The organism is Rufibacter sp. LB8, assembly GCF_014876185.1.
In the GTDB taxonomy this organism is placed as follows: domain Bacteria; phylum Bacteroidota; class Bacteroidia; order Cytophagales; family Hymenobacteraceae; genus Nibribacter.
On sequence record NZ_JADALJ010000001.1, the window covers coordinates 2,807,462 to 2,831,125 of the forward strand.

The 23,664-nt window shown below is 52.7% G+C and carries 19 protein-coding genes; 8 read left to right on the plus strand and 11 right to left on the minus strand.

Going from position 1 to position 23,664, the window contains the following annotated elements; all coding sequences use genetic code 11:
* Positions 1–166 precede the first annotated feature (166 nt).
* Positions 167–3,067 carry a CHASE domain-containing protein gene (locus tag IMY23_RS11830; protein WP_192822286.1) on the minus strand — a complete coding sequence of 967 codons (2,901 nt, stop codon included), beginning with the start codon at positions 3,065–3,067 and terminating at the stop codon, positions 167–169.
* Between the two features lie 97 nt (positions 3,068–3,164).
* The gene (locus tag IMY23_RS11835; RefSeq protein WP_192822287.1) at positions 3,165–4,517 is read right to left on the minus strand and encodes an NAD(P)/FAD-dependent oxidoreductase; all 1,353 of its coding nucleotides are present in this window, start codon (positions 4,515–4,517) and stop codon (positions 3,165–3,167) included.
* A 105-nt stretch (positions 4,518–4,622) separates the two neighbouring features.
* Between IMY23_RS11835 and IMY23_RS11840 the strand changes: the two genes are divergently transcribed.
* On the plus strand, positions 4,623–5,126 hold the full coding sequence (locus tag IMY23_RS11840) for a methylated-DNA--[protein]-cysteine S-methyltransferase (protein ID WP_192822288.1): 504 nt from the start codon (positions 4,623–4,625) through the stop codon (positions 5,124–5,126).
* 87 nt (positions 5,127–5,213) lie between these two features.
* Here IMY23_RS11840 and IMY23_RS11845 read toward each other — a convergent pair whose 3' ends face one another.
* The 5 genes from IMY23_RS11845 to IMY23_RS11865 all read right to left on the minus strand — a co-directional run bounded on the left by IMY23_RS11845 (position 5,214) and on the right by IMY23_RS11865 (position 10,646).
* Entirely contained in the window at positions 5,214–5,831 is a 618-nt protein-coding gene (locus tag IMY23_RS11845) for an alpha-ketoglutarate-dependent dioxygenase AlkB (RefSeq protein WP_192822289.1), read from the minus strand.
* An 8-nt stretch (positions 5,832–5,839) separates the two neighbouring features.
* Positions 5,840–7,120 carry a sodium:proton antiporter gene (locus IMY23_RS11850; protein WP_192822290.1) on the minus strand — a complete coding sequence of 427 codons (1,281 nt, stop codon included), beginning with the start codon at positions 7,118–7,120 and terminating at the stop codon, positions 5,840–5,842.
* Between the two features lie 396 nt (positions 7,121–7,516).
* Entirely contained in the window at positions 7,517–8,788 is a 1,272-nt protein-coding gene (kynU, locus tag IMY23_RS11855) for a kynureninase (RefSeq protein ID WP_192822291.1), read from the minus strand.
* Positions 8,789–8,980: 192 nt separating this feature from the next.
* A complete protein-coding gene (locus IMY23_RS11860) occupies positions 8,981–9,535 on the minus strand; it encodes a hypothetical protein (RefSeq protein ID WP_192822292.1) in 555 nt (184 codons plus the stop codon).
* A gap of 67 nt (positions 9,536–9,602) precedes the next feature.
* On the minus strand, positions 9,603–10,646 hold the full coding sequence (locus IMY23_RS11865) for an amidohydrolase family protein (RefSeq protein ID WP_192822293.1): 1,044 nt from the start codon (positions 10,644–10,646) through the stop codon (positions 9,603–9,605).
* Between the two features lie 507 nt (positions 10,647–11,153).
* On the opposite strand from IMY23_RS11865, the gene IMY23_RS11870 reads away from it, so the two are divergent.
* The 4 genes from IMY23_RS11870 to IMY23_RS11885 all read left to right on the plus strand — a co-directional run bounded on the left by IMY23_RS11870 (position 11,154) and on the right by IMY23_RS11885 (position 14,787).
* Positions 11,154–11,549 (plus strand): RidA family protein, encoded by a 396-nt coding sequence (locus tag IMY23_RS11870; RefSeq protein WP_192822294.1) that lies wholly within the window; start codon positions 11,154–11,156, stop codon positions 11,547–11,549.
* 509 nt (positions 11,550–12,058) lie between these two features.
* Positions 12,059–12,916, plus strand: a complete 858-nt coding sequence (locus IMY23_RS11875) for an SDR family oxidoreductase (protein ID WP_192822295.1) — start codon at positions 12,059–12,061, stop codon at positions 12,914–12,916.
* Positions 12,917–12,983: 67 nt separating this feature from the next.
* A complete protein-coding gene (locus IMY23_RS11880; RefSeq protein WP_192822296.1) occupies positions 12,984–13,715 on the plus strand; it encodes a YebC/PmpR family DNA-binding transcriptional regulator in 732 nt (243 codons plus the stop codon).
* 355 nt (positions 13,716–14,070) lie between these two features.
* Positions 14,071–14,787: an IS1 family transposase gene (locus tag IMY23_RS11885; RefSeq protein WP_192820093.1), complete on the plus strand. Its 717-nt coding sequence runs from the start codon at positions 14,071–14,073 to the stop codon at positions 14,785–14,787.
* Here the strand turns inward: IMY23_RS11885 and IMY23_RS11890 are convergent.
* From IMY23_RS11890 to IMY23_RS11900, 3 genes are all read right to left on the minus strand, one after another.
* Positions 14,775–15,128: a hypothetical protein gene (locus IMY23_RS11890; RefSeq protein ID WP_192822297.1), complete on the minus strand. Its 354-nt coding sequence runs from the start codon at positions 15,126–15,128 to the stop codon at positions 14,775–14,777. The two genes, IMY23_RS11885 and IMY23_RS11890, sit on opposite strands and share 13 nt — an antisense overlap.
* Before the next feature lie 62 nt (positions 15,129–15,190).
* Positions 15,191–15,589, minus strand: coding sequence for a hypothetical protein (locus IMY23_RS11895; protein ID WP_192822298.1), 399 nt, complete (start codon positions 15,587–15,589; stop codon positions 15,191–15,193).
* Between the two features lie 192 nt (positions 15,590–15,781).
* Positions 15,782–16,309 (minus strand): 3-hydroxyanthranilate 3,4-dioxygenase, encoded by a 528-nt coding sequence (locus IMY23_RS11900; protein ID WP_192822299.1) that lies wholly within the window; start codon positions 16,307–16,309, stop codon positions 15,782–15,784.
* A gap of 248 nt (positions 16,310–16,557) precedes the next feature.
* Here IMY23_RS11900 and IMY23_RS11905 point away from each other — a divergent pair, with 248 nt between their 5' ends.
* The 3 genes from IMY23_RS11905 to IMY23_RS11915 all read left to right on the plus strand — a co-directional run bounded on the left by IMY23_RS11905 (position 16,558) and on the right by IMY23_RS11915 (position 21,923).
* The gene (locus tag IMY23_RS11905) at positions 16,558–17,346 is read left to right on the plus strand and encodes an SDR family oxidoreductase (RefSeq protein ID WP_192822300.1); all 789 of its coding nucleotides are present in this window, start codon (positions 16,558–16,560) and stop codon (positions 17,344–17,346) included.
* 345 nt (positions 17,347–17,691) lie between these two features.
* On the plus strand, positions 17,692–19,134 hold the full coding sequence (locus IMY23_RS11910; RefSeq protein ID WP_192822301.1) for an aldehyde dehydrogenase: 1,443 nt from the start codon (positions 17,692–17,694) through the stop codon (positions 19,132–19,134).
* A gap of 590 nt (positions 19,135–19,724) precedes the next feature.
* Positions 19,725–21,923 carry a S9 family peptidase gene (locus IMY23_RS11915; protein ID WP_192822302.1) on the plus strand — a complete coding sequence of 733 codons (2,199 nt, stop codon included), beginning with the start codon at positions 19,725–19,727 and terminating at the stop codon, positions 21,921–21,923.
* 464 nt (positions 21,924–22,387) lie between these two features.
* On the opposite strand, the gene IMY23_RS11920 is transcribed toward IMY23_RS11915, so the two are convergent.
* Positions 22,388–23,350 (minus strand): L-threonylcarbamoyladenylate synthase, encoded by a 963-nt coding sequence (locus IMY23_RS11920; protein WP_192822303.1) that lies wholly within the window; start codon positions 23,348–23,350, stop codon positions 22,388–22,390.
* Positions 23,351–23,664: the final 314 nt, after the last annotated feature.

A 23,664-nucleotide genomic window follows, 5' to 3' on the forward strand; every position in this document is an offset into this window, starting at 1 on the left:
CAAAGCCAAAACGCCTGCCCTTTATAGGAGCAGGCGTTTTGGCTTTTGCTGGACAGCGTTCTTGAAATCTCAATAAATATTTTTCATCGAATCAAAGAAACAGCAACACACCATTCCTCCGTTTTAGGGCTCATTTCTGGAAATGAAGCCAAAAACGGAAACGGTCTTACGCGTGGTCTTGTTCTTGTGGGTCCTGCAATTCCATTTCCTTGAAATAGACGGTAAAGGTACTGCCTCGGCCTTCCTGGCTGTCTACCTCAATGTAGCCGCCGTTGTTCTCAATAATGCGCTTGACAATGTAGAGACCAATGCCCGTGCCCTCTACGTGTGAATGGAACCTCCGGAACATGGTGAACAGTTTTTCCTGCTGGTCTGCGCGTATGCCCAGGCCGTTGTCTTCCACGGTGAGCACCACAAAGTCATGGTGGGTTTTGGTTTTCACGCAGAGTTCCAGGGGCCGGCTGGGGTCACGGTACTTCACGGCGTTGGAGACCAGGTTGTAGAGAATGCTGCGCAGGTTCTTGCGGGCGTAGCGCAATTGTGGCACGTGGAACTCAGAGGCAATGACCACGCCGGCGCTCTTGATCATGGGCGCTATGTCTTCTTTAATGCCTTCCAACACTTCTTCAAAAGACAATTCCTCTGCCTGTGACTCCAGGTCTTTCTGCACTTTGGTGATCTCAGTGAGGTCATGGATGGTGCTCTTGAGTTTGGTGATGGACGAAGCCACCATTCTGAGCAGCGTGGCTTCTTCGGTGTCGGCTTTTTCCTCTATGTTCTCCAGCAGGGCATCAGTTAAGCCTTCCAGGTTGGCCAGCGGCGAGCGCAGGTCATGCGAGGCCGTGTACACAAAGCTGTCAAGGTCATTGTTAATTCTGGTGAGTTCCTTGTTTTTGCGGTTCAGTTCCCCGTTGATAAAAGACAGCTGTTCGCGGCTGCGCACCTGCTCGGTGACCTCTACGGCAAACGTGAGCACAGATTCCACTTCGCCCTGGCTGTTCTTGATGGGTTCATACACAATGTTGAAGTAGCGCGCGCCTTGCTGGTCAGAGCCTTCTTCGTCAAAATGCACGGCCACCTCATTGCCGATGAACGGCTCACCGGTTTCCTTTATTTTCTCAATGGTGGCCGCAAAAGAAGACCGCTGCGAAGTCGGCAAGCTGTCTATAGCCACCGTGCCTACCTTAGCTTCCTCTCCGTACAGATTGCTCAGGTATGCGTTCACCAGCGTGTATTCCAGGTTTTTGGCTTTCACCAAGCCCACAATGGCGGGCACCTGCATGAAGATTTTCTGCAGCGTGTCGGCGCTCTGCTTCAGCTTCTGCTCCATCTTGATGCGGTCACTGATGTCAATAACAGAGCCAATGAAGCCTTTGAACTCCCCTTCGGCGCTGTACCTGGGCGAACCCGTGGCCATGACCCCGCGGTACACGCCGTCTGCGCGCAACAGCCGGTACTCCACCATGAAATCCTCTTTCTCGCGGCGGGCCCGCACGTAGGCTTCCTCATAATGCTTGAGGTCCTCTGGGTGAATGTACTTGAGCCAGCCTTTGTTCAGGTTGTCCTCTAGAGTAGAGCCGGTGAACTGGAGCCACTGGCGGTTCATGTAGAGGCAGTCGCGGTTGTGGTCTGTGATCCAGATCATCACGGGGGCGCTGTCGGCCATGTTCCTAAAGCGGGCCTCACTTTCCTGCAGGTCGCGCTGGGCGCGTTTCTCCTCGGTGATGTCCCGCACTTCCAGAATGTGGCCCACCACTTTATTGCCCTCTTTCACGTGCCTGATGGAACAGGAAACCGGAATGCTCTTGCCGCTTCGGCAGATGAAGGTGTCTTCAAACGTGTATGATTTCTGGGTGACCAGGTCAGGGGCCAGGTCGCCGGCGTCTTGTTTGCGGTGCACCAGTTCATACAGCGGGCGGCGGCGCAGTTCTTCCTGGTTATAGCCCAACAGGCGCTCACCGGCCGGGTTCTGGAACGTGCAGTAGCCCTGGCTGTCCAGCATGAAAAGCCCGGCGGTGGTGTTGTTGGTAATGAGCTCGGTGAGTTGGTTAGACTGCAGGTAGCGTTGCAAGGTCCACACTACAAAGAAAATGAGCAAGCTGATGATAAGGCCGCCCAGCAAAATGAGGTTGTGCTCATCAATGCCGTTCTGGTTAGAGAAGCTGCGCGATGGTTTGAAATGGATGGTCCAGGTGCGGCCGGCCACGCGCACCACGTCTTTGATGAACAAGGCCTTGCCGCTGGTGTCCAAAAGGCTGTCTGCCGCTACCTCGGTTTGGTAGATCAGGTCAGTGCTCCGGGCCTCCTTGCCATCATAAATGGTGACGTTCATGTCACGGGCCTCATGATTGATGGTGTTGTCAATGAGGTCCTTGGCCCGGAAAGGAGCATACACAAAGCCTTTGAGCCGACGGCGGCGTTCTGCCACGTCTCCGGGGTCTGCGCCGCCGTAGTACACAGGCATGTAAATCAGGAGCCCCACCTGTGATTCCCCGCCGTTTTCCTGCACCAACTTCACTTTGCCGGTCATGGCGGGCAGGTTAAAGTCACGGGCGGCTTCCATGGCCTCACGGCGGGTGGGCTCATTGAACATGTCAAAGCCCAGGGCGCGGCGGTTGCGGTCATCCATGGGTTCCAGGAAAATAACGCTGGAGTAGTCATCCCTGAAATCTTTGGGGTTGACCTCAAAATCTGGGATGCCCGTGGCCCGCATGCGTTGCTCCAGCGCGGGCACCTCTGCACGGGGCAGCATGACCGCAAACCCAATGCCCTGTATGCCGGGGTAGGTCTTCTCAATCTGCAGGGAGCCCAGAAACTGCTGAAAATCAGTGCGGGACACCGTGTCTGAGGCGGCAAACAACCCGTTCACGCTTTTAAGAATCTGCAGGTAATGCCCCATGCGCCGCTCCAGCGCAGATTTTATCTGCACAGACCGTATCTCAAACGTTTTGGTGTCTTCCAGCTTGTCGCTTTCTTTGGAGACGTTATAAGCGTATAGCGTGATGCCCAGCACCAACACAAAGGAGCCAAGCGCCAGGTAATAATCTTTGAGTCTGGAAAATATCATGTAGGCATCCGTTCTTTCTGCGGGCAGCTTGTGGCGCTGCCTTCTCCTTCCGTTTTTGGCCTCGTTTTCAGAAATGAGCCCTAAAACGGCTGCGCCCTTACGCGCTTAAATGTGTTTTCAGGAATTCCTGTACCTGGGGCTTGTCATAGTCTGCCTCTGTCTCAATGTGGCCCATGAGTTGCCGCATGATTTCCTCTTGCCGCTGCCCGTTGGCCAGTGCCTGCGCATACGGTAAATCTGGGGAAAAGGTGACCATGGAATACAGCGGCAGCCAGGCGTCTGGGTATTGGCCCGTGATCTTGGCCTCAATCTTCTTCTGGAGCAGAAACCGCGGGTCGGCCACTTTGTCTCGCATCTCAATGAAGTTGTAGACGGCCAGGTCGGCAATGGCGTCTGTGTTGGGTTTCCTGACTTCCTGAAAGGTGTTAAAAATAGTTTCCCAGTCGTTTTGGTGGGTTTCTAAGAGGCCGCGCAGCACGGTGCAGTCTTCAAACCCGGCGTTCATGCCCTGGCCGTAGAACGGCACAATGGCGTGGGCGGCATCGCCTAGGAGCAGAATTTTGCCTTTGTGCTGCCACGGAAAACATTTCACGGTGACCAGAGAGCCGGTGGGGTTCTCAAAGAATTCCTGGGCCAGTTCAGGCATGAGCGCCACGGCGTCTGGGAAGACTTCTTCAAAGAAACTAGTCACCTGCGCGGGCGTCTGCAGGCTCTTGAACGAAGGCTCGCCCTCAAACGGGAAGAACAAGGTGCAAGTGAAGGAGCCGTCTATGTTGGGCAGCGCAATCATCATGTACTGCCCGCGGGGCCAGATGTGCAGCGCGTTCTTCTCCAGTTGCCAGGTGCCGTCTGCCGCAGGCGGAATGGTGAGTTCTTTGTACCCGTAGTTTAAATACGATTGCTCAAAGTTGAAGCGGTCTGTTTTCTGCAAAGAAAGCCGCACCATGGAATACGCACCGTCGGCGGCAAAAATCACGTCTGGCGTAATCTGGTGCTCTTGTTGGCTGGCCACGTTCAGCATGGTCACGCGGTTGGTGGGCACGTCTACCTCCAGCACCTGCTGCTCAAAGTTAAGCGAGATGTTGGGCTGGGCCTCGGCTAAATTCAGCAGCGCGCGGTTAAGCCCCGCCCGTGACACTGAGTAAATGGCCTGCCCCGCCTGCCCGTACGGCTGAAACGACAAGTTGCCCTGCCCGTCATGCATCACGCGGCGGTACATGGGCATGGCTACTTTCTTGATGTCTTCAGAAATGCCAATGGTTTCCAGGGCGCGCCAGCCGCGGTCACTTAACGCCAGGTTAATGGACCGGCCACTGAACAAATCAGCCCGCCTGAGGTCTGGCCTGCGTTCATAGACCTGCACCCCGTAGCCTTGTTTGGCCAGGTACAGTGACAACAGACAGCCCACCAGGCCGCCGCCCATCACGCAGAGTTGGGGAGTTTTTTCCATAGAGTAAGGGTACAGCACCAGCCTTTCATAGAATCTGCCCAATTTTTACGGCTATCTTCGGCAACATGAGGTAAACTTGGTTAAATTTCGTTTAAAATCCGCACCATGGCCCCGGCAATCTCGCGCTTCACCCATTTTTTAGACAGTCCGCTGGGCACCGTGCAACTCACCGGCACCCAGGAATTCCTGTTTTCGTGCTCATTTACAGAAATGGAGCCCGAAACGGAAACCGACCCTGCGCCCCAGGCGCTGCTCCAAGCCGCCACGCAGTTGAATGAATATTTCGCCGGAATAAGACTGACGTTTGACTTACCGCTCCAGCCGCAGGGCACCGCATTTCAGCAACAAGTGTGGCACGCCTTGCAAGAAATTCCGGCGGGCAGAACAGACCACTATTTAAATCTTGCCAAACGGATGGGGAACGCCAAGGCCGTACGCGCGGTGGGCGTGGCCAACGGCGCCAACCCATGGTTGCTGGTGGTGCCCTGCCACCGCATAATTGGCGCCTCCGGCGATTTGGTAGGATACGCCGGCGGACTCTGGCGCAAGAAATGGTTACTGGACCATGAAGCCAAACTGGCGGGCGTGTACCAGACCTCGTTGTTTTAAAAAGTAAGAAAGCTAATTAAGAATTGCCGATGTCCGTTTTTGCCCTCATTCCTGAAAATGAGCCCCAAAACACACTTTGGCTCAATCTCACTTAATAAACCTAAACGTGCTGTTGATTCTAGGCTCCAGCGGCTTGGCAGATTTGGGCAACTGGTGTAGCCAATGATGCTGCGTGGCGCCCGCCATCAACAAAAGACTACCTGAAGGCAACATAAACTTCAGTTTCTGGTCTGGGTTTTTCCGGTGCTTGAAGGCAAAAGTGCGGGCACTCCCCAAACTGATAGCCGCAATGATGGGATTCTGGCCCAGCGCTGGTTCATTGTCGGCGTGCCAGCCCATGCTGTCCTGGCCGTTTCTGTACAGATTCAGCAAGACACTGTTGAAGGCTACGCCCGATATTTTTTCTAGCGCCATTCTCACTTCTGTGAGTTCTGATAGCCAGGGCTGCGGTTGCCAGGTGAGGCCCGAATAGGTGTAGCTTTTCCCGGCATCGGCGTACCAGGCGGTAAGCCGGGGCTGGTCTATTTCTTTGCCAAACAGCTTTATCTTTTCCTGTCGCCAGGCGGCTTTTTGTTTCAGGGCCAAGTAAAGCGTGGCTTGGTTTTCCAGTGATACAAAATCAGGAATCAGGTACACCTCCGCGTCTGGCATGGGCAACAAAAAAGGCGCGAACCGCTGCTGAAATTCGGGGGAAAGTTGGGGCATGGGGAGATTTACTTTTCTGCCACCCCGTCTTCCGCAGCTTGGGCGGGGTCAATAAAATCAGCGGGCTGGCGGCGTTTATCTAAGTAGTTCATGATGGGCGAAGCCAGCACGCCGTGCACTATAATGGAAAGCAGAATGGTGAAGCCCGTGAACGCCCACAGTTCTTCGGCCATCGGGAATTTGGCTTCGTGCAACGCAAAAGACAGGTAGAAGATAGAGCCAATACCCCTAATCCCGAAGAAGCTGATGGCCCATTTTTCGCGGCGCTTCACGGGCACGCCCAGCAGGCCAATGTAGCCCGCCAGCGGCCGCACCACCAACACAAACGCCACGCTCACCAGAATGCTTTGCCAGGTAAGCGCCTCCAGCAAGCCCCGCCCAATGCTGCCGCCCAACAGAATCAAGACCATCACGAGCAAAATGCGCTCAATCTGGTCTGTGAAATCATGGAGTTCGCGGTGGTATTTATGGTCTTTTTCATAGTGCTTGATGGTGAGCCCGGCCACAAACACGGCAATAAAGCCGTAGCCATGCGCCATCTCCGTGACACCGTACACCAGCAGCGTTGCCGAAATAGCCACAAACCCGTCCTTAGCCTTGGGGAAACTGCTTTTCTTGGGCAGCACAAACAAAATGAAAGACAGGCCCCGGCCCAAAAGGTACCCAATGCCCAAGCCCGCGCCAATGCGGTAGAGCAAATCCATGGCAAACCAATCTGCCAGCCATTCATCAAAGGCCAGGCCGTGCAACGCCAGCGCAATAGCCAGCCAGGTAAACGGGAAGGCCATGCCATCATTCATACCAGCCTCTGCGGTGAGCGCGAAACGGGGGGCGTCCTCCACCTCCTCGCTGGGTGGACCTACCTGCACATCGGCGGCCAGCACCGGGTCTGTGGGGGCCAGCGCCGCAGCCAGCAGCACGGCAGACGCCACCGGAAAGCCCAGGAAATAATACGCCATGAGCGCCAGCCCGCTGATACAGAGCAGCATGGTCCAGCCCACCAACCGCAGCGGCACCTGCCAGTTATACAACGAGAAATCGCGGTTAATTTTAATGCCCGTGCCCATAAGCGTCACAATCACGCACATTTCTGAGAGCCGCAGCGCCAGTTCGTTTTCCCTGATGGGGTCTGGCTCGGGCAAGCCGATGGGCAGTTTGTACAGCAGAAAACCCACGCCAATAAAGAGCATGGCGTACGAGAAAGGCGCGTTTTTCAGCAAGGTGGGCAACCAGGCCATGGCCAGGGCGGCCACCCCAATCACCACTAACGCAAGCAGGTAAAAATCCATGAACGAAGGCAACGGTACAGTACAAATACCTACTAACTTATTCTTCGCCTTTTTTGTTTTAGCCCCCATTTACAGAAAAGAGCCCAAAAACGGAATCTTGTTAATTGCTGATTGTTACTTGATTTCATCAAAGGGGGACGAAATGCGGCATCTATAATGCGTGGTTTCGCTGCCGGGCAGCGAGGGTAGGCTGGAGACTACCCAGCATCATTAGGCGCGAGTAACGCTGCGCTTAACACTCGCGCCAGCGTATTAAATTGTTGATTGGTAATTGTTCATTGCTGAAAAACATTGGCTCAGATAACAACCTGCCATAAACAATCAGCAATTACCAATCAACAATTCTCTGTTTTAGGCTCCATTTCTGAAAATGAGGCCGAAAACGGGAAATTGGATTTACTTCTGGAAATGCGCGGCTAAAAACTGCCCTAACCGGTACACGTCTTCAAAGGTGTTGTAGAGCGGCGTAGGCGCTACCCGTATCACGTTGGGTTCGCGCCAGTCCAAGATGAAGCCGTTGGCCATGAGCGTGTCAAAGAGCTGGCGGCCGTTCTGGTTTACGAGCAATGAAAGCTGACAGCCGCGCTCTGAAGGGTTGGTGGGCGTGATAATCTCCAGCATTTCTTTGGGTTGGCCAAGGCTGTTAATCAGGAACTCCAGATAACCGGTCAGTTTTTCGCTTTTGGCTCTGAGGTTGTCTATGCCGGCTTCGTCAAAAACTTGCAGGGCGGCTTTGTGCACGGCCATGGGCAGAATCTGCCCGTTGGACAGTTGCCAGCCCTCGGCCCCGGCCATGGGAATAAAGCCTTTTTTCATCTGGAACCGCTGGATTTGGTCATGGCCCCACCAACCGGCAAAGCGCGGTAAGTCCGGGTTCTGGGCGTGACGCTCATGTACAAACACGCCAGAGGTTCCGCCCGGGCCCGAATTCAGATATTTATAGGTACACCACACGGCAAAATCCACGTCCCAGGCATGCAGTTGCATGGGCACGTTGCCGGCGGCGTGCGCCAGGTCAAAGCCGCAGACCGCGCCCACAGCGTGCGCTGCTTTGGTGATAGCTGCCATGTCGAACAGTTGGCCGGTGTAGTAATGCACGCCACCCAGGAGCACGAGTGCTAGCTGGTCGCCGTGGTCTTGAATGGTCTGCAGAATGTCTTCAGTGCGCCAGGTGTTCTCGCCTTCGCGCGGCGAAATTTCTATGATGGCGTCTTCTGGGTCATAGCCGTGGAATTTCACCTGCGTCTCCAGCGCATATTGGTCACTTGGGAACGCCCCGCCCTCCATCAGAATCTTGTAGCGCTGCCCCGCAGGCCGATAAAAACTCACCAGCATGAGGTGCAAATTCACGGTGAGCTGGTTCATGATGACTACTTCCTCGGGCTTGGCACCAACCAATTTCGCGGTGGGCGCGGCCAGTGCGGCATGATAGGTAAACCACGGCGTATCGCCTTTGAAATGGCCTTCCACGCCCAGTTCAGCCCACCGGGTCATTTCCTGCTCCAGCGCAGCGCGGGCAGCTTTGGGTTGCAGACCCAAAGAGTTTCCGCAGAGATACACGGTGTCTTGGCCGTTGTGCTGCGGGATATGGAAATGCTCTCGGTAGGAACGCAGCGGGTCTAAACGGTCTTGTTCTTGGGCGTAGGCCAGCGTATTTTGAAAAGCCATAGAAGCTTGGTTAAGTAACGGGTGATTGCGTTGGCGAATTTACCTAACCGGCGTTAGACTTCCATACGCCTTTACCTGAAACTCTACAGGTTGGCGTTTGTTTCCGTTTTTGGGCTCGTTTTGGGAAATGGGGGTGGAAAACGGGAGGGACAGCTTAGATAGGCTGATTAAATTAACTAGATAGAGTATCCCTTAACTTATCCAGCAGCCAAAGGTTTTGACTAATTCCCAAGAATTATCTTCTTTCCTTTTATATATAAAAGTACAAGAATGGGCGCAAAGACTTCCACAGTAAAAATATTTCCAAAATATAACCAGCGTCTTGTCTTGAGAAAATAACGGAATTGTTACTTCATGTGTATTCAGGCCAAATCGTTTTTTCAAATTGACTCTCTTAAGTTGAGAAGCCCATTCATTTTGCTGCTGTGAATTAAATTGAAGTTCTAAGAATTCTAAATCCTCTGGACTAAATATGGAGTCATCTTTAAGAAATGGATATAATTTTTGATTGAAAGTCACAGTGTCTCCATATGCACTAATTAATCCTATGTCAGCATCTCTCCAATGCCTTGGTCTTTTGAATAGCTTTTTTCTTCCCAATGGCCTGTCTTCATCGTACTTCTCAACATTGCTTATTTCCCATTGCACAAAGTCTAAAATGTCCTTATCCGGTATAATAGAACTATACGTTTGACTAAAGGAACAAAAGGGCAAAATTGAAATAAGTATGACAATTAGATTTTTCATTTTTATACTTCCTTCCATATTCATTAATGCACCCGCATTAATTGAAAGTCTTTTATCAACCCTATTCCTACCCTTTCCCCTTCCCCACCAAAAACCGCTCTTTCTCCAGCCCCAGCCATTGCAGCGCAGCGCCACCCAAGAGTAATTCTTTCACATCATCTGCATACGGCATGGACTCAATCAGCTTGCCGGGTTCCAGTTCACCCAGCGGGAACGGGTAATCAGAGCCCAGCGCCACTTTATCGGCCCCGAACTGCTTGACTACGTAGTCCAGCGTGTTGGGGCAGTGTACCAGCGAGTCAATCCAGAACTTGCCGATGTAGTTTTCGGGCGGAACGGGGTTGTCCACGGCACACAAATCTGGCCGAACGTCAAAGCCGTGCTGGATTCGGCCTACCGTGAAGGGGAAAGAACCGCCGCCGTGCGCGAAGGCCAGGCGCAGCTTGGGCAAGCGTTCCAGCACACCCCCGAAGATGAGGGAACAGATGGCGCGCGATGTTTCGGCAGGCATGCTCACCAGCCAAGGGAGCCAGTATTTACGCATTTTCTTTTCGCCCATCATGTCCCAGGGGTGCACAAACACGCAGGCTCCCAGGTCTGCGGCGGCCTCAAAAAAGGGGAAAAGCGCGGCATCATCTAGGTTCACATCATTCACGTTGGAGCCAATCTGCACCCCGGCAAAGCCCAGTTCTTTCACGCAGCGCTCCAGTTCTTTTATGGCCAACTCTGTGTCTTGCAGCGGCACCGTGCCCAGACCCACAAACCTGGTGGGGTAGCGCGCCACCACCTCGGCAATATGGTTATTCAGAATTTTGGAGAGGTCCCAGGTGTGTTCGGGCTTGGCCCAGTAACTGAACATGACCGGCACCGTGCTCAGGACCTGAACATGCACGCCGTGCTGGTCGCATTCTTTCATGCGCACGGCGGGGTCCCAGCTGTTATCCTGGATTTCCCGGAAAAAACGGTCGTCCAGCATCATGCGGGCGCAGCAGGGCTTGTGGTGCTCCAGCCGCACAAAACCGCCGTAGCCGTAGCGCTCGCGCAGGTCGGGCCAGGTCTCCGGTAAAATATGCGTGTGAATGTCTATCTTGAGCGGGGCGAAGGCAGCCATGACGTTCTCAACTCTATTGCAATTTTGAAACTACATCTTTTTTCTGAATCTGCCGCAGTTCCCCAACATCGCCTTTATAATTTACCCCCTCCAATCCTGTGCAGGCACAGACAGCAGCAGCAAATAGATTTCCCCCGCCCACGAATTGATTTGTAGAGACGCAATACCTTGCCTCTGACGTGCATGAGGATCACATAGCGCCAAGACGCAAGGTATTGCGTCTCTACAAAACGTTTCCCGAAAACCACTATCCCTCCTTCTTATTTTTGTCATCCTGAAAGGATCTTGGTGGCAAACTAGACAGACCTTTGCTAAACGCTTTCCTAACTTGCCCACAAGGTTCATTCAGAATGACAAAGTGAGGATAAGGCGCCTTCCTATTCCCCGCTAAAGCTCCAACCCGTTTTTGGCTTCATTTCCATAAATGAGCCTGAAAACGGCGCAGCCACGCTTGCTATCTAGCCCCCCGTTCTTTACTATTGTGCCGAAATTTCCACCTAACCGCGCATGGCCTCTGCTTCTCACCAATTGATTTCATCTGGCGCTCCCTGGGAGTACATTGTGGGCTACTCACGGGCGGTGCGCGTGGGGCCCTTGGTAGAAGTAGCCGGCACCACCGCCGTGGAAAACGGACAGACCGTGGCGCCCAATGACGCGTACGCCCAGGCCGTGCACATCTTGCAGAAAATAGAACGCGCGCTGCAAGAAGCCGGAGCCAGCTTAGAAGACGTGGTGCGCACCAGAATCTACCTCACCAACATTAATGACTGGCAAGCCGTGGGCCGCGCGCATGGCGAGTTCTTCCGGGACATCAGGCCCGCCTCCACCATGCTGGAAGTGAAAGCCCTGATTGACCCCACGCTGTTGGTAGAGATTGAAGCCACCGCGTATTGCGCGGAGTAAAAGTGTTTTAGGTGGTTTAAAATCTCCTTCGCCCTCTTTTGAATGCGTGAGAGACAAGGCGGTGCCTGGTCTCTACAAAGGCATTTTCTACCGCAAGTTTAGCAATAGCGCTTAACTTGCGGTAGAAAATGCTGGTTCCGCTTCCCTTTCAAATCCAGGGCCTTAAAACGCATTTGTTATGCGAAGAGTTAGCAAAAGCGCTCTTCGCATTGCCGGGCAGCCAATCTCCCGATTGGCGTGAAGTTGATAAATGACGACCACTGGCACAGTCCTCACAGGTTTTGATAACTTGTGAGGTCTTTAGAGCTGGCACTTGCCTCTGCCCTGCTGTCCCTATTGTTCATGGAAATCCCCATTCGGCTTACTTCTGGATTAAAAATCTAAAAGAGGGAAATACTTTATCCCGCTATTAAATTTCCACCATCCTTCCAGAATCCTTGCTAAAAAGACAAGAAAACGCTAGTTTGGAGGAGCAGTTGCTATAATTGAACCCTTATACTGCCCCGCGTATGAAAAAAGTCTTGGTCTTGGGAGCCACCGGCGCGCTGGGTTCCTGCATTCTGGAGGCGCTCAAGCAGCAACGCTACCTGGTGCGGGCCACCGCCAGAACGCCCCTCAAAGCTGAGCAACTGCAACCCTCCGCCGACGAAGTTTTTGTCTGTGACCCCACCCAACCCGATACCTTATCGCCGGAGCTTTTACAGGGTGTGGACTTTGTGATTTCGGCGCTGGGCAAGAGCCTGAGTTTGAAAGACAAAAGCAATTCCACGTTTCATGGCGTAGATTTTCAGGGAAATTTAAATGTCCTGAACTTAGCCAAAGCACATGGGCGGTTAGAGAAGTTTGTGTACGTGGCCGCGTTCAAAGGCGAGTTCTTCCCGAAGGTGGCGTATTTTAAGGCGCATGAAGATTTCGCCCGGGCGTTGCTCCAGAGCGGCATTCAGGCCACCATTGTCAAACCGCCGGCTTTGTTCAGCGCGTTCATGGAATTGGTGCCGTTTGCCCGCAAAGGCATGCTGGCATCGCTGGGTCCGGGCAACAGTCTGACCAACCCTATTCATGAAATGGAGGTGGCCGAGGCCTGCGTGAACGCCCTCTCCCAACCAGAAACCACCGTGGAACTGGGCGGCCCGGTCAATTACACGCGCCTGGAATTGATGCAGTTAATCAACAAACGCATGGGCCATTTCCGGCTCACGCCACAGCTGCCGTACTGGGTGGCGCACACGGCATTGCCTGTGCTCAAACTCTTTAACCGGTCTCTCTATGAAAAGGCGCATTTCTTGGTGGAAGTGACCAAAACCGACTGCCTGGCGCCCGCCAAAGGCCACCTGCGCCTGGAAGATTATTTAGCTGAGCATGTCTAGAGAAACCCGCTTGGGCTATCCGCCGTTTTTCCCGATATTTGCCTGTACTTCGTTTTAGAAAACCGCAATGGGAAGAGCATTTGAGTTCCGGAAAGCCCGGAAAATGAAACGCTGGGACATGATGTCCAAGCAGTTCACCCGCATAGGGAAAGAGATTGTGATGGCCGTGAAAGCCGGTGGCCCAGACCCCGACACCAATGCCCGTCTGCGGGTGTGCATCCAGAACGCCAAAGGGGTGAACATGCCCAAAGACCGCGTGGAAGCTGCCATTAAGCGTGCCCAGGGCAAAGAGGAGAGCGATTACTCTGAGGTGGTGTATGAAGGGTACGGTCCGCATGGCGTGGCTGTGCTGGTAGAAACCGCCACAGACAACGTGAACCGAACCGTGGCCAACGTGCGCATGCACTTCAACCGCACCGGCGGCGAATTAGGCAGAACAGGAGCCTTCGATTTCATCTTTGAGCGCAAGGGCGTGTTCCACTTAGACGCGGAAGGCCTGGACCTGGAAGAACTGGAACTGGACCTGATTGACTTCGGGCTGGAGAGCATTGACAAAGACGAAGAGGAAAACGAAATTATCATCCAGACCTCTTTCCCTGACTTTGGGGCCATGCAGAAAGCCCTGGAAGAGCGCGGCCTCAACGTGAAAACCTCAGAGCTGCAGCGCTACCCCACCGTTTTGAAAGAACTCACCCCCGAGCAGCAGGAAGACATGACCAAACTCCTGGACCGCCTAGAGGAAGACGATGACGTGCAGGCCGTGTTCCACAACATGAAAGAAGACCCAGACGCTGAGTAATATTCTCCGTTTTCGGGCTCGTTTCCAGAAACGGAGCCAAAAACGGAAACCAACCAAAAGCCCCGCTTTCTTTGGAGAAGGCGGGGCTTTTTGATTTCTCAACCAAGCGGGTCAACGGGCTCGTGTAAGCGGTGAAGGCGTTGGCAGAAGATGACTTTTACACAATATTTGGGTAGAGTAATTTTACCAAAACTTCCACCAAGGTTTTGTCTCGCTTTCTTTTAATATTTTTAGCTCTCCATTACCATCAGGAATCCAAATATCACTTGAACCACTTGCATCAAAAAAACCAACGGTAGTGGTTTAGAAAGTATGATGGGATAAAAGCTGACAGTGAGTTGTTTAAGATGATGGAATGTTCGAAGTCCTCATCAAAATAAACTGTCCCCACTGCCAGAGCAGTAAGGTAGTAAAAAACGGAAAGAAAAAGAACGGTGCCCAGAACCTGCTATGCCACAGCTGCAGAAAGCAGTTCCAGGCCACGTACCAGTACAAAGGCGCCGATCCGGCCACAAAGCAGCTAATGGTGCGGCTTTTGGAGCGCAACAACGGCATCCGCGACATAGAGGCGCTGCTGGGGGTGAGCCGCAAGTGCATACTGGACAACCTGTGCCGGCAAGGCAGCCGACTCAGCATCGCACCGGCGCGGCGCTGCTACGAGTCGGTGCAGATAGACGAGGTCTGGAGCTACGTGGGCAGGCGCAGGAAAGGGAAGTACTGGCTTTTGTATGCCTACTGCCCCGAGACGGATGAGGTTTTGGCTTACAGTTGCGGCCCCAGGAGCGCAGCAACTGTGAGGAAGCTGCTCAAGAAGCTGGAGAAAGCACACATTGGAGAATACTGCACCGACCATTGGAGAGCCTTCGCCCAGGTGATACCTACAGAGAAACACAAGGTGGGCAAGGCTTACACAAAAAATATAGAAGGGGTAAATACCTGCCTCAGGGCCAGGAACAGGAGGCTGGTCAGGAAAACGACCTGCTTCTCCAAGAAAAAGGAGAACCATGATGCGAGCTTAAACCTAATGTTCAACTACCGAAACAACCAAAAATCAAAGCATCATACATTGTAAACCACTACCAAACCAACATTGTGTTTTGCGGCTAATTCTATCGTTTTTTGAAAAGCTGTTTCTGCTTGGGACCAGTTAAATGCCGCATAAATCACATTTCTTCCGATACTATAGTCCGTTTCATTCGAATTCACAGCATCATCACCTGTGTCAGGACCATTTAAATCAGGGAAGAATGCTTGCATTTCTACATACCAATTCCGTAAATCATCAGAAGCGTTTGCAGGGTCATCATAACTGTGGTCTTCTGACCATTCGGTTTGATTTTCATACCACTCCAAAAATTCTTTCTTTTTTAGTGGAGCGGCATTTTTCTGAAAAACCATTAAATCGTAACTCATTCAGAATCGGTTTTTAAATGTGCCCACTTGCTAAATAACTGCTTTAGAAGCCAAAGCGGCGGCTATTCAGCAGAAAGCAGCCAGGCCAGCGCATGTTCTTTCTTCACGAAATAGTTGGCCATGAACGCGCTTTTGTCTTTGCCCTTGACCATGATGGTGGTAATGGCCAAATGGCTGTTGAGGTCTTCTGGAATGACCAGCGCCACTTTTCTAACGCCCATCTCAGACAGGCGCGCCAGCAGCACATCACTGCTCCATTTCTGGTCAGAGGGCTGTATCTCGCCAATCTGGCTGGAGTTGGCCAACCAGTACTTAAGCTTGTGTTCGGCCACTAGGTCCATGCAATAGGTCACAGCCTCCCGGAACTGCGCCGAGGTGAACGTGCCCTTCCAGTCCATGGTAATCACCGAGGTACTGAGGTCAACGCTTATATGCAGGAAAGGAAATTCTCTATAGGGCACTGGTTCAATTTCTAGCAATGGAAGGCCCTGCGCAGGCAACGCCTTGTTCTTATTTTTTTTGAAACGAGCGCTTGCACCCGTAACGTCTAAAATCAGAAAATTAGTTTTTTGTTTTGTCTAAGTTCAAAAATAGGCTTTTTTACTATAAATCCTGCGAAAATCACATAGTTGCCTCGTCAATTTGGCTATTTTCTACTTCACCGGCGCTGGTTTGACCATCACCTCGCCGCAATTGTTGCAGGTGCGCTTTTCCTCAGAAGCCCAGAAAGCGTCCATAACCACGGGCAATTGGCCCACAATGTCAGAGACGGGAATAAATTGCTCGTGCAGTTTGGTGTGGCAGTTTTCGCAGTACCACTGGAACCCGTCCAGTTCCCGTTCATCGCGGTAGCGCTCCATGACCAGGCCCACGGTGTTGGGGCCTCGGCGCGGCGAATGCGGCACGTTGGGCGGCAACAGAAAGATGCTGCCTTCTTTTATTTCGATGTCTTTGAATTCGCCTTCGTCAATGACTTTGAGCGTGATGTCGCCTTCCAGTTGAAAGAAGAATTCCTCGCCGTTGTTGATGTGGTAATCTTTGCGCGAATTGGGCCCGCCCACCACCATCACAATAAAGTCTTTGTTGTCTTTGTAGACCTGTTGGTTGCCCACCGGCGGCTTAAGCAGATGGCGGTGTTCGTCTATCCAGGTCTTGAAGTTGAAAGAAGGTTGTATGGCCATAGCGGTAGAATTTGATGTAGAACAGCTGTGACAGCCGCTGCCCAAGGTACGAAACCCGCCGCATAAAAGATAGCCTCCCGTTTTCGGCCTCAGTTCTGGAAATGAAGCCGAAAACGGAAATCCTGCGGGTAAACAATCGTATTTCTAATTCGCCCGCAAGGTCCTTTCAGGATGACAAAAAAGTAAGACCAACCAATTCATTATATTATTTCCTATTTTGACCACTCAAGACTCAGAACTCCCCTATTATGGATTTAAACTTACAGCACAAACACGCGCTGGTCTGCGGAAGCACCCAAGGCATAGGAAAAGCCACCGCGCTGGAACTGGCAGACTTGGGCGCTACGGTCACCTTAGTCGCCCGCAACGAAGACAGCCTGCAGAAAACCTTACAGGAACTTTCTTCCCACACCGGGCAAAAACATTCTTACGTGGTGGCAGATTTCACCCGTCCGGCAGAAGTTCAGCAGCGCGTGGAGGCGCACCTGCAGCAACTGGGCCAGATGCACATTCTGGTCAATAACACCGGCGGCCCGGCGGGCGGACCAGCTTTAGAGGCAGATGTAAGCGAATTTGAGAACGCCTTCGCGGCGCATTTAATTTGCAACCACGTGCTGGCCCAGGCCACGGTGCCCTACATGAAAGAAGCCGCCTACGGCCGCATCATCAACATTATCTCCACTTCGGTGAAGCAACCGCTCAAAGGCCTGGGCGTGTCCAATACCATCCGGGGCGCGGTGGCCAACTGGGCGAAGACGCTTTCCTTTGAACTCGCGCCTTTCGGCATCACGGTGAACAACGTGTTGCCCGGTGCCACCGTCACGGCGCGCCATCATTCATTGATAGAAACCCGCATGCAGAAAACCGGCCTTCGGCGCGAGGAGATTGAGAAAGAGATGAAAGCCGGCATTCCGGCCAATCGTTTCGGTGAGGCCGAGGAAGTAGCAGCAGCGGCGGCGTTTTTGGCTTCCCCAGCGGCGGGGTATATCAATGGCATTAATTTGCCGGTGGACGGTGGACGGTTGGGGAATTTGTAATAGAGTCCTGAGTCTTGGGTTCTGAGTCCTGAGTTTGGAATGCGTTTTCGGACTCATTTCTAATAACGAGGCCAAAAACTCAAATTATTTTATTGCGCATTCCGTCCCCCTTTGAAGGGGGTAGGGGGATGATAAGGTCTTCCGAAAAAGCTGGGTTCTAAATCAAAGGCAATTAATTAGGTTTTCGGGAATGCCAATTATCCAAAAGAGTAATCATCCCCCTACCCCCTTCAAAGGGGGACGGAATGCGTGGAAACATATTTTGAGTTGAAACTTTAGACAAGTCAGTTTCCTATCAATTAATGCATCATGATTATCTACAACAATTACCACCCCATAAACTAAATGCTGCACCTCCAGAACTTCCTCAACGGCACCTTCTCCCCTCCCATTTCTGGCAACTACCTGCCCAACATCAAGCCAGCCACGGGCGAGGTCTTCTCCCAGATTCCTGATTCTGAGGAACAGGATGTGCAGGCAGCAGTAGAAGCAGCCAAGGCGGCGTTTCCGGCGTGGGCAGGCTTGCCGGCGGAGAAGCGGGGACGGTATCTGGTGCGGCTGTCGGAGTTGATTGACCAGAACTTGGAACGGCTGGCTGAGGCAGAAACCATGGATAACGGTAAACCGCTTTCCCTGGCCAAGACCGTGGATATTCCTAGGGCCAGCAGCAATATGCATTTCTTCGGGACGGGCATTCAGCATTTTGCATCTGAAGCACACATGATGGAAGGTGTGGCGGTGAATTACACTGTAAGAAAACCGCTGGGCGTGGTAGCCTGCATTTCGCCGTGGAACTTACCGCTCTACCTGTTCACCTGGAAGATTGCCCCCGCCCTGGCCGCCGGAAACTGCGTGGTCGCCAAACCTTCAGAAATCACGCCCTACACCGCCCACCTGCTGGCTGAATTATGTGTGGAGGCCGAGTTACCCGCGGGGGTGCTGAACATTGTGCACGGCACCGGCCCCAAAGTAGGCGCGGCCTTGGTAGAGCACCCCGACGTGAAAGCCATCTCGTTCACCGGCGGCACTCAAACCGGCAAAACCATCGCGCGCACGGCGGCCCCTATGTTCAAAAAACTGTCTCTGGAACTGGGCGGCAAGAACGCCACGGTCATCTTCGCCGACTGTGATTTTGAGAAAACGGTGGCGGGCGCGGTGCAGGCCGCCTTCGCCAACCAAGGCCAAATCTGCCTCTGCGGCTCGCGCATTCTGGTGGAGCGCTCCCTGTATGATAAGTTTAAAGAAGCTTTTTTACAACGCGTACAAACCTTAACCTTAGGCGACCCGCTGCAACCTGATACCAAAATGGGTGCCTTGGTCTCAGAAGCACATCTTCAAAAAGTGTTGTCTTACATAGAACTAGCCAAAGAAGAAGGCGGCACCCTGCTCACCGGCGGGGAACGCGTACACTTGGAAGGCCGCTGCGCCAACGGCTATTTCCTGCAGCCCACCGTCTTTGAGAACCTGCCCCACAACTGCCGCACCAACACAGAGGAAATCTTCGGACCAGTAGTCACGCTGCAACCGTTTGACACCGAGGAAGAAGCCCTCGCCTACGCCAACATCACCGAATACGGCCTCGCTGCCTCCGTCTGGACCCAAGATGTCACCCGCGCGCACCGGGTCTCGCATGCCCTGCAAGCCGGCATTGTCTGGGTGAACACGTGGCTCCTGCGTGATTTGCGCACACCGTTTGGCGGCACCAAGCAAAGCGGCGTGGGCCGCGAAGGCGGTTGGGAAGCGCTTCGGTTTTTCACGGAGCAGCAAAATGTGTGTATTAAAATTTGAAGATTTGAAAATGTGGAGATTTGAAGATTTGGAAAGGTGAAGATTTGGAAAGGTGAAGATTTGAAAATGTGGAGATTGCGTTTTCGGCTCCATTTCCAGAAACGAAGCCAAAAACGCATTAACGCAGTCCCTTCTCCCACTGGGAGAAGGTTAGGATGAGGGACTATTCTCACTTTTCCTCCCGCAATCTCGCTCCCTCACTCCTCGCTCTTCCGGATTTCTAATCCGGAAGCTATCTGTCGGGGATTTCTAATCCCCGCGCCTGGCAAGGCGCAAATAAGGTAGTAAATTTAGTAGATATACGTGGGTTCGCTGCTAGCGCAGCGAGGGTAGTCTGGAGACTACCCGTTATCCATTAGACACGAGTGACCGCTGCGCTCAACACTCGCGCCAGCGGATTAATTGATAATTGCTGATTGTTCATCGTTGATGATTTCCAATTCAAAAAACAATCAACAATAAGCAATCAGCAATTTCCCCGTTTTCGGCTTCATTTCCAGAAACGAAGCCAAAAACGAACGTTCTTTCGGCGGGAGCCAATCTTAAAATATTTGCCTAAATTTAAGGCTACGAACTCAACAAACAGATACATGAATCATAAACTTCACCAATGGCTGCTGGCCGTGGTCTGCCTCACGTTTGCCGTGGGGGCGCAGGCGCAACAGAAACAGGACATCACCTTAGAAGACATTTTCAGGAAAGGCACGTTTCAGGCGCGGTCAGTGTACGGCGTGAACTGGATGCGTAACGGCCAATATTACTCTAGCCAAGTGCCCGACCAAGCCAACAAAGCCGTGGACATTGCGCAGGTAGACGTGACCACGGGCCAGCCGGTGAGCAACATCATTGAGGGCGAGGCTCTGAAAGTTGACGGCAAGGTGCTGGACTATGACAACTACAGCTTCAGTGCCGACGAGACCAAAATCTTGTTTGAAACAGAGCACGAGCCCATTTACCGCCGAAGCAGCAAAGGCCACTTCTACGTATATGACCGCGCCAGCAAGAAACTGCAGAAGCTGAGCCAAGGCGGAAAACAGAGCTACGCCACGTTCTCGCCGGACAACAAGTTTGTGGCCTTCGTGCGCGACAACAATTTGTTTTACGTGGATTTAGCCACCATGCAGGAACGCCAAATCACCACAGACGGAAAGTGGAATTTCATCATCAACGGCGGTACCGATTGGGTGTATGAAGAGGAATTCGGGTTTGCGCAGGCGTTCTTCTGGTCGCCGCAGGGGAACCAGATTGCCTTCTACAAGTTCGATGAAACCCAGGTACCCGAATACAACATGCAGATGTGGGGCCCGCTGTATCCGCAGGACTACAAGTTCAAATACCCGAAGGCCGGTGAGAAAAACGCCATCGTGACCATCTATACTTTCGACCTTGGCTCCGGCAAAACCACCAAGATGGATACCGGCACTGAAACCGACCAGTACATTCCGCGCATCAACTGGACCAACACGGCCAACCTGTTGTCTATCAGAAGGATGAACCGTCTGCAGAATACATTGGAGATTCTGCACGCCAACAGCCAAACCGGCCAAAGCAAGGTCATCCTCATCGAAAAAGACAAAGCCTACATTGACATCACCGATGATTTGACCTACCTGGCCAACGGCAAGCATTTTGTGCAGAGCTCAGAGAAAGACGGGTTCAACCACCTGTACCTCTATGACATGAACGGCAAACTGGTGCGTCAAATCACGAAGGGCAACTGGGAAGTGAGCAGCTTCTACGGCGTGGACGAGAAAAACGGGCTGGTGTATTTCACTTCTACGGAGGTGTCGCCGCTGGAACGGCATTTGTACAGCATGGGCCTGAACGGGAAGAACAAGAAGAGCCTCACGCCCGCCAAAGGAACGCACACCATCAACCTGAGCCGCGATTTCAAATATTACTTAGACTACCATTCCACCATTCACACGCCCACCGTGGTGAGCCTGCACACCAATGACGGCAAGCAGGTGAAAGTGCTGGAAGACAACCTCAGACTAAACAACATTCTGGGCAATTTCAACATGCCCAAGGCCGAGTTCTTCCAGTTCAAATCTACGGACAACACCACCCTGAACGGCTACACCTTAAAGCCCACCAACTTCGACCCGAACAAGAAATACCCCGTATTGATGTTCCTGTACGGCGGCCCCGGCAGCCAGGAAGTAGTGGATAGCTGGCGCGGTCGCAATTATCTGTGGCACAGCATGCTCACCCAGAAAGGCTACATTGTGACCGTGATTGATAACCGCGGTACCGGCGGCCGTGGCGCAGATTTCAAGAAAGTAACCTACGGCAACCTGGGCCACTACGAGACCATTGACCAGATTGAAGGTGCCAAATACATGGGCAACCTGCCGTACGTGGACAAAAACCGCATCGGGATTTGGGGCTGGAGCTTCGGGGGTTATATGAGTTCGTTGGCCATCACCAAGGGCGCCGATGTGTTCAAGGCCGCCATTGCCGTGGCACCCGTGACCAACTGGCGCTTCTATGACACCATTTACACCGAGCGCTTCCTGAAAACCCCGCAGGAAAATGCCAAGGGCTATGATGAGAACTCACCGGTTTTCTACGCGGACCGCATGAAAGGCAAGTACCTGTTAATCCACGGCACCGGCGATGACAATGTGCATTTCCAGAATTCCGTGGAGATGACCAACGCCCTGGTGAAAGCCAACCGTCCGTTTGAGAGCGCCTATTATCCTAACCGGAACCACGGCATCAGCGGCGGCAATACCAGCATTCACCTGTTTACCCAGATGACAGACTTCGTGTTGAGGAATTTGTAGGCTGAGTTTTTTGAACAGTGAAAAGCGCCAGTTCTTTTAGGAGAGCTGGCGCTTTTGCGTTTTTGGCTTCGTTTTCAGAAATGAGCCTGAAAACAGGAAAGACACTCGTAGGAGCTGCGCACACTACGAGGTCATAGTATGTGTTCCATTTAAAATAGCGGCAGCTAAAAGCGGATTCTCCCCTTGGGGATTGCACTAACGAAAGTTTGCAGAAACTTGCGATGCTTTAGAAAAGGCATACGCATTTCGTCCCCCTTTGAAGGGGGACGAAATGCGTCAAATCAGGAATGCGTGCGGGCGCATGCGATACGCCCGCACTACAGAATCTACAAATTCTCTCTCCTGTGTAAACACCCCTCTGCGCTCCCCTCAAGGGGAGAATCTGCGTTTATCTGTTTTCAGCTCCGTTTCCAAATTAGAGCCCAAAAACGGAGCCCGTCTTGCTACTTGCTACCTGATACTTGCTACCCTTGAAAACTAGCGCGTTGCAGGCGGTCGTTGATGGCACGGCCGAGGCCTTGTTCTGGCATAGGTTCCGCTAAAATGAGGTCAATGTTCAAGCCGTCCAAGGAGCGGAGGGCGGAGAAAAGATGGCGGGCGGCCTCGGCGAGGTTACCGGTGGCGGAGAGTTGTACTTGTTGGTCTAGCGGCACGTTGGGGTAGAGGCCTTGGAGGGAAATAATGCCCACACGCTCAGGGTTCACTGCTTGCAGGTTATCTGAGATGGAGCCTAACAGCACTTTTATGCGCGGGGAATAATGGCTGCTGAGCATGCCGGGCGCGGCGGGGTTGGAGGACGAGGTCTTGATTTTCGCTTTGGAGATTTGCACCACGTCTTCCAGGTCTTCTAATGCCAATCCGCCCAGGCGGAGCACTTCCACCTGGTGGCCGTCTAGCCGAATAATGGTAGATTCAATCCCTATGTGGCTGGCACCGCCGTCTAAGATGTAGGGTAATCTATTTCCTAATTGGTCCTGCACGTGTTGCGCGGTGGTGGGGCTCACGTACCCGAACGGGTTCGCGCTGGGCGCCGCCAAGGGGAACGGCAGGCTTTGCAACAACTTCAGCGTGAGCGGGTGGTGGGGAATTCTCACGCCAACTGAGTCATGGCCAGACGTTACCAGCAGCGGCACGTGCTCGGCTTTGGGAAGAATGAGCGTTAATGGGCCGGGCATGAACTTCTCCGCCAGCAGGTAGGCCACATCGGGTACTTCGCGGGCTATTTTGGAAAGTTCGGCTACGGAATGTGTGTGGACAATGAGCGGGTCAAAGGCAGGGCGGTTCTTCGCCTCAAAGATTTTGACCACGGCGGCTTCATCATAGGCGTTGGCGGCCAGGCCGTACACCGTTTCGGTGGGGATGGCCACTAATTCGCCCTGCGATAAAAAAGAAGCGGCCCGCGCTATGTCTCTGCCAATCTCTGCCATGGTGCTGTAAAGTTTCGCAAAGCTACTACGTTACCGGTTGATTTTCAGCTATGGGTTTGAATTTCTGTTTTTGGCTTCGTTTCTGGAAAGGAGCACGAAAACGGGTGAATGGTTGATTGTTTCTTGTTGATTGTTATTTGAGATAAAGCCCTGTAACAATGAACAACCCCCAATCAATAATTAATCTGCTGGCGCAAGTGTTTAGCGCAGCGGTCACGCGTGTCTGTGGATGATGGGTAGTCTCCTGACTTCCCTCGCTGTAAAGCAGTGAAACCACGCATTGCTACTTTTTGTGGTAACCAACTTGCGCCTTG

Bases quoted from the DNA above. Each gene is read 5' to 3' on its own strand.
- IMY23_RS11830 (WP_192822286.1), bottom strand. From the start codon at position 3,067: ATGATATTTTCCAGACTCAAAGATTATTACCTGGCGCTTGGCTCCTTT.
- IMY23_RS11835 (WP_192822287.1), bottom strand. From the start codon at position 4,517: ATGGAAAAAACTCCCCAACTCTGCGTGATGGGCGGCGGCCTGGTGGGC.
- IMY23_RS11840 (WP_192822288.1), top strand. From the start codon at position 4,623: ATGGCCCCGGCAATCTCGCGCTTCACCCATTTTTTAGACAGTCCGCTG.
- IMY23_RS11845 (WP_192822289.1), bottom strand. From the start codon at position 5,831: ATGCCCCAACTTTCCCCCGAATTTCAGCAGCGGTTCGCGCCTTTTTTG.
- IMY23_RS11850 (WP_192822290.1), bottom strand. From the start codon at position 7,120: ATGGATTTTTACCTGCTTGCGTTAGTGGTGATTGGGGTGGCCGCCCTG.
- kynU (WP_192822291.1), bottom strand. From the start codon at position 8,788: ATGGCTTTTCAAAATACGCTGGCCTACGCCCAAGAACAAGACCGTTTA.
- IMY23_RS11860 (WP_192822292.1), bottom strand. From the start codon at position 9,535: ATGAAAAATCTAATTGTCATACTTATTTCAATTTTGCCCTTTTGTTCC.
- IMY23_RS11865 (WP_192822293.1), bottom strand. From the start codon at position 10,646: ATGGCTGCCTTCGCCCCGCTCAAGATAGACATTCACACGCATATTTTA.
- IMY23_RS11870 (WP_192822294.1), top strand. From the start codon at position 11,154: ATGGCCTCTGCTTCTCACCAATTGATTTCATCTGGCGCTCCCTGGGAG.
- IMY23_RS11875 (WP_192822295.1), top strand. From the start codon at position 12,059: ATGAAAAAAGTCTTGGTCTTGGGAGCCACCGGCGCGCTGGGTTCCTGC.
- IMY23_RS11880 (WP_192822296.1), top strand. From the start codon at position 12,984: ATGGGAAGAGCATTTGAGTTCCGGAAAGCCCGGAAAATGAAACGCTGG.
- IMY23_RS11885 (WP_192820093.1), top strand. From the start codon at position 14,071: ATGTTCGAAGTCCTCATCAAAATAAACTGTCCCCACTGCCAGAGCAGT.
- IMY23_RS11890 (WP_192822297.1), bottom strand. From the start codon at position 15,128: ATGAGTTACGATTTAATGGTTTTTCAGAAAAATGCCGCTCCACTAAAA.
- IMY23_RS11900 (WP_192822299.1), bottom strand. From the start codon at position 16,309: ATGGCCATACAACCTTCTTTCAACTTCAAGACCTGGATAGACGAACAC.
- IMY23_RS11905 (WP_192822300.1), top strand. From the start codon at position 16,558: ATGGATTTAAACTTACAGCACAAACACGCGCTGGTCTGCGGAAGCACC.
- IMY23_RS11910 (WP_192822301.1), top strand. From the start codon at position 17,692: ATGCTGCACCTCCAGAACTTCCTCAACGGCACCTTCTCCCCTCCCATT.
- IMY23_RS11915 (WP_192822302.1), top strand. From the start codon at position 19,725: ATGAATCATAAACTTCACCAATGGCTGCTGGCCGTGGTCTGCCTCACG.
- IMY23_RS11920 (WP_192822303.1), bottom strand. From the start codon at position 23,350: ATGGCAGAGATTGGCAGAGACATAGCGCGGGCCGCTTCTTTTTTATCG.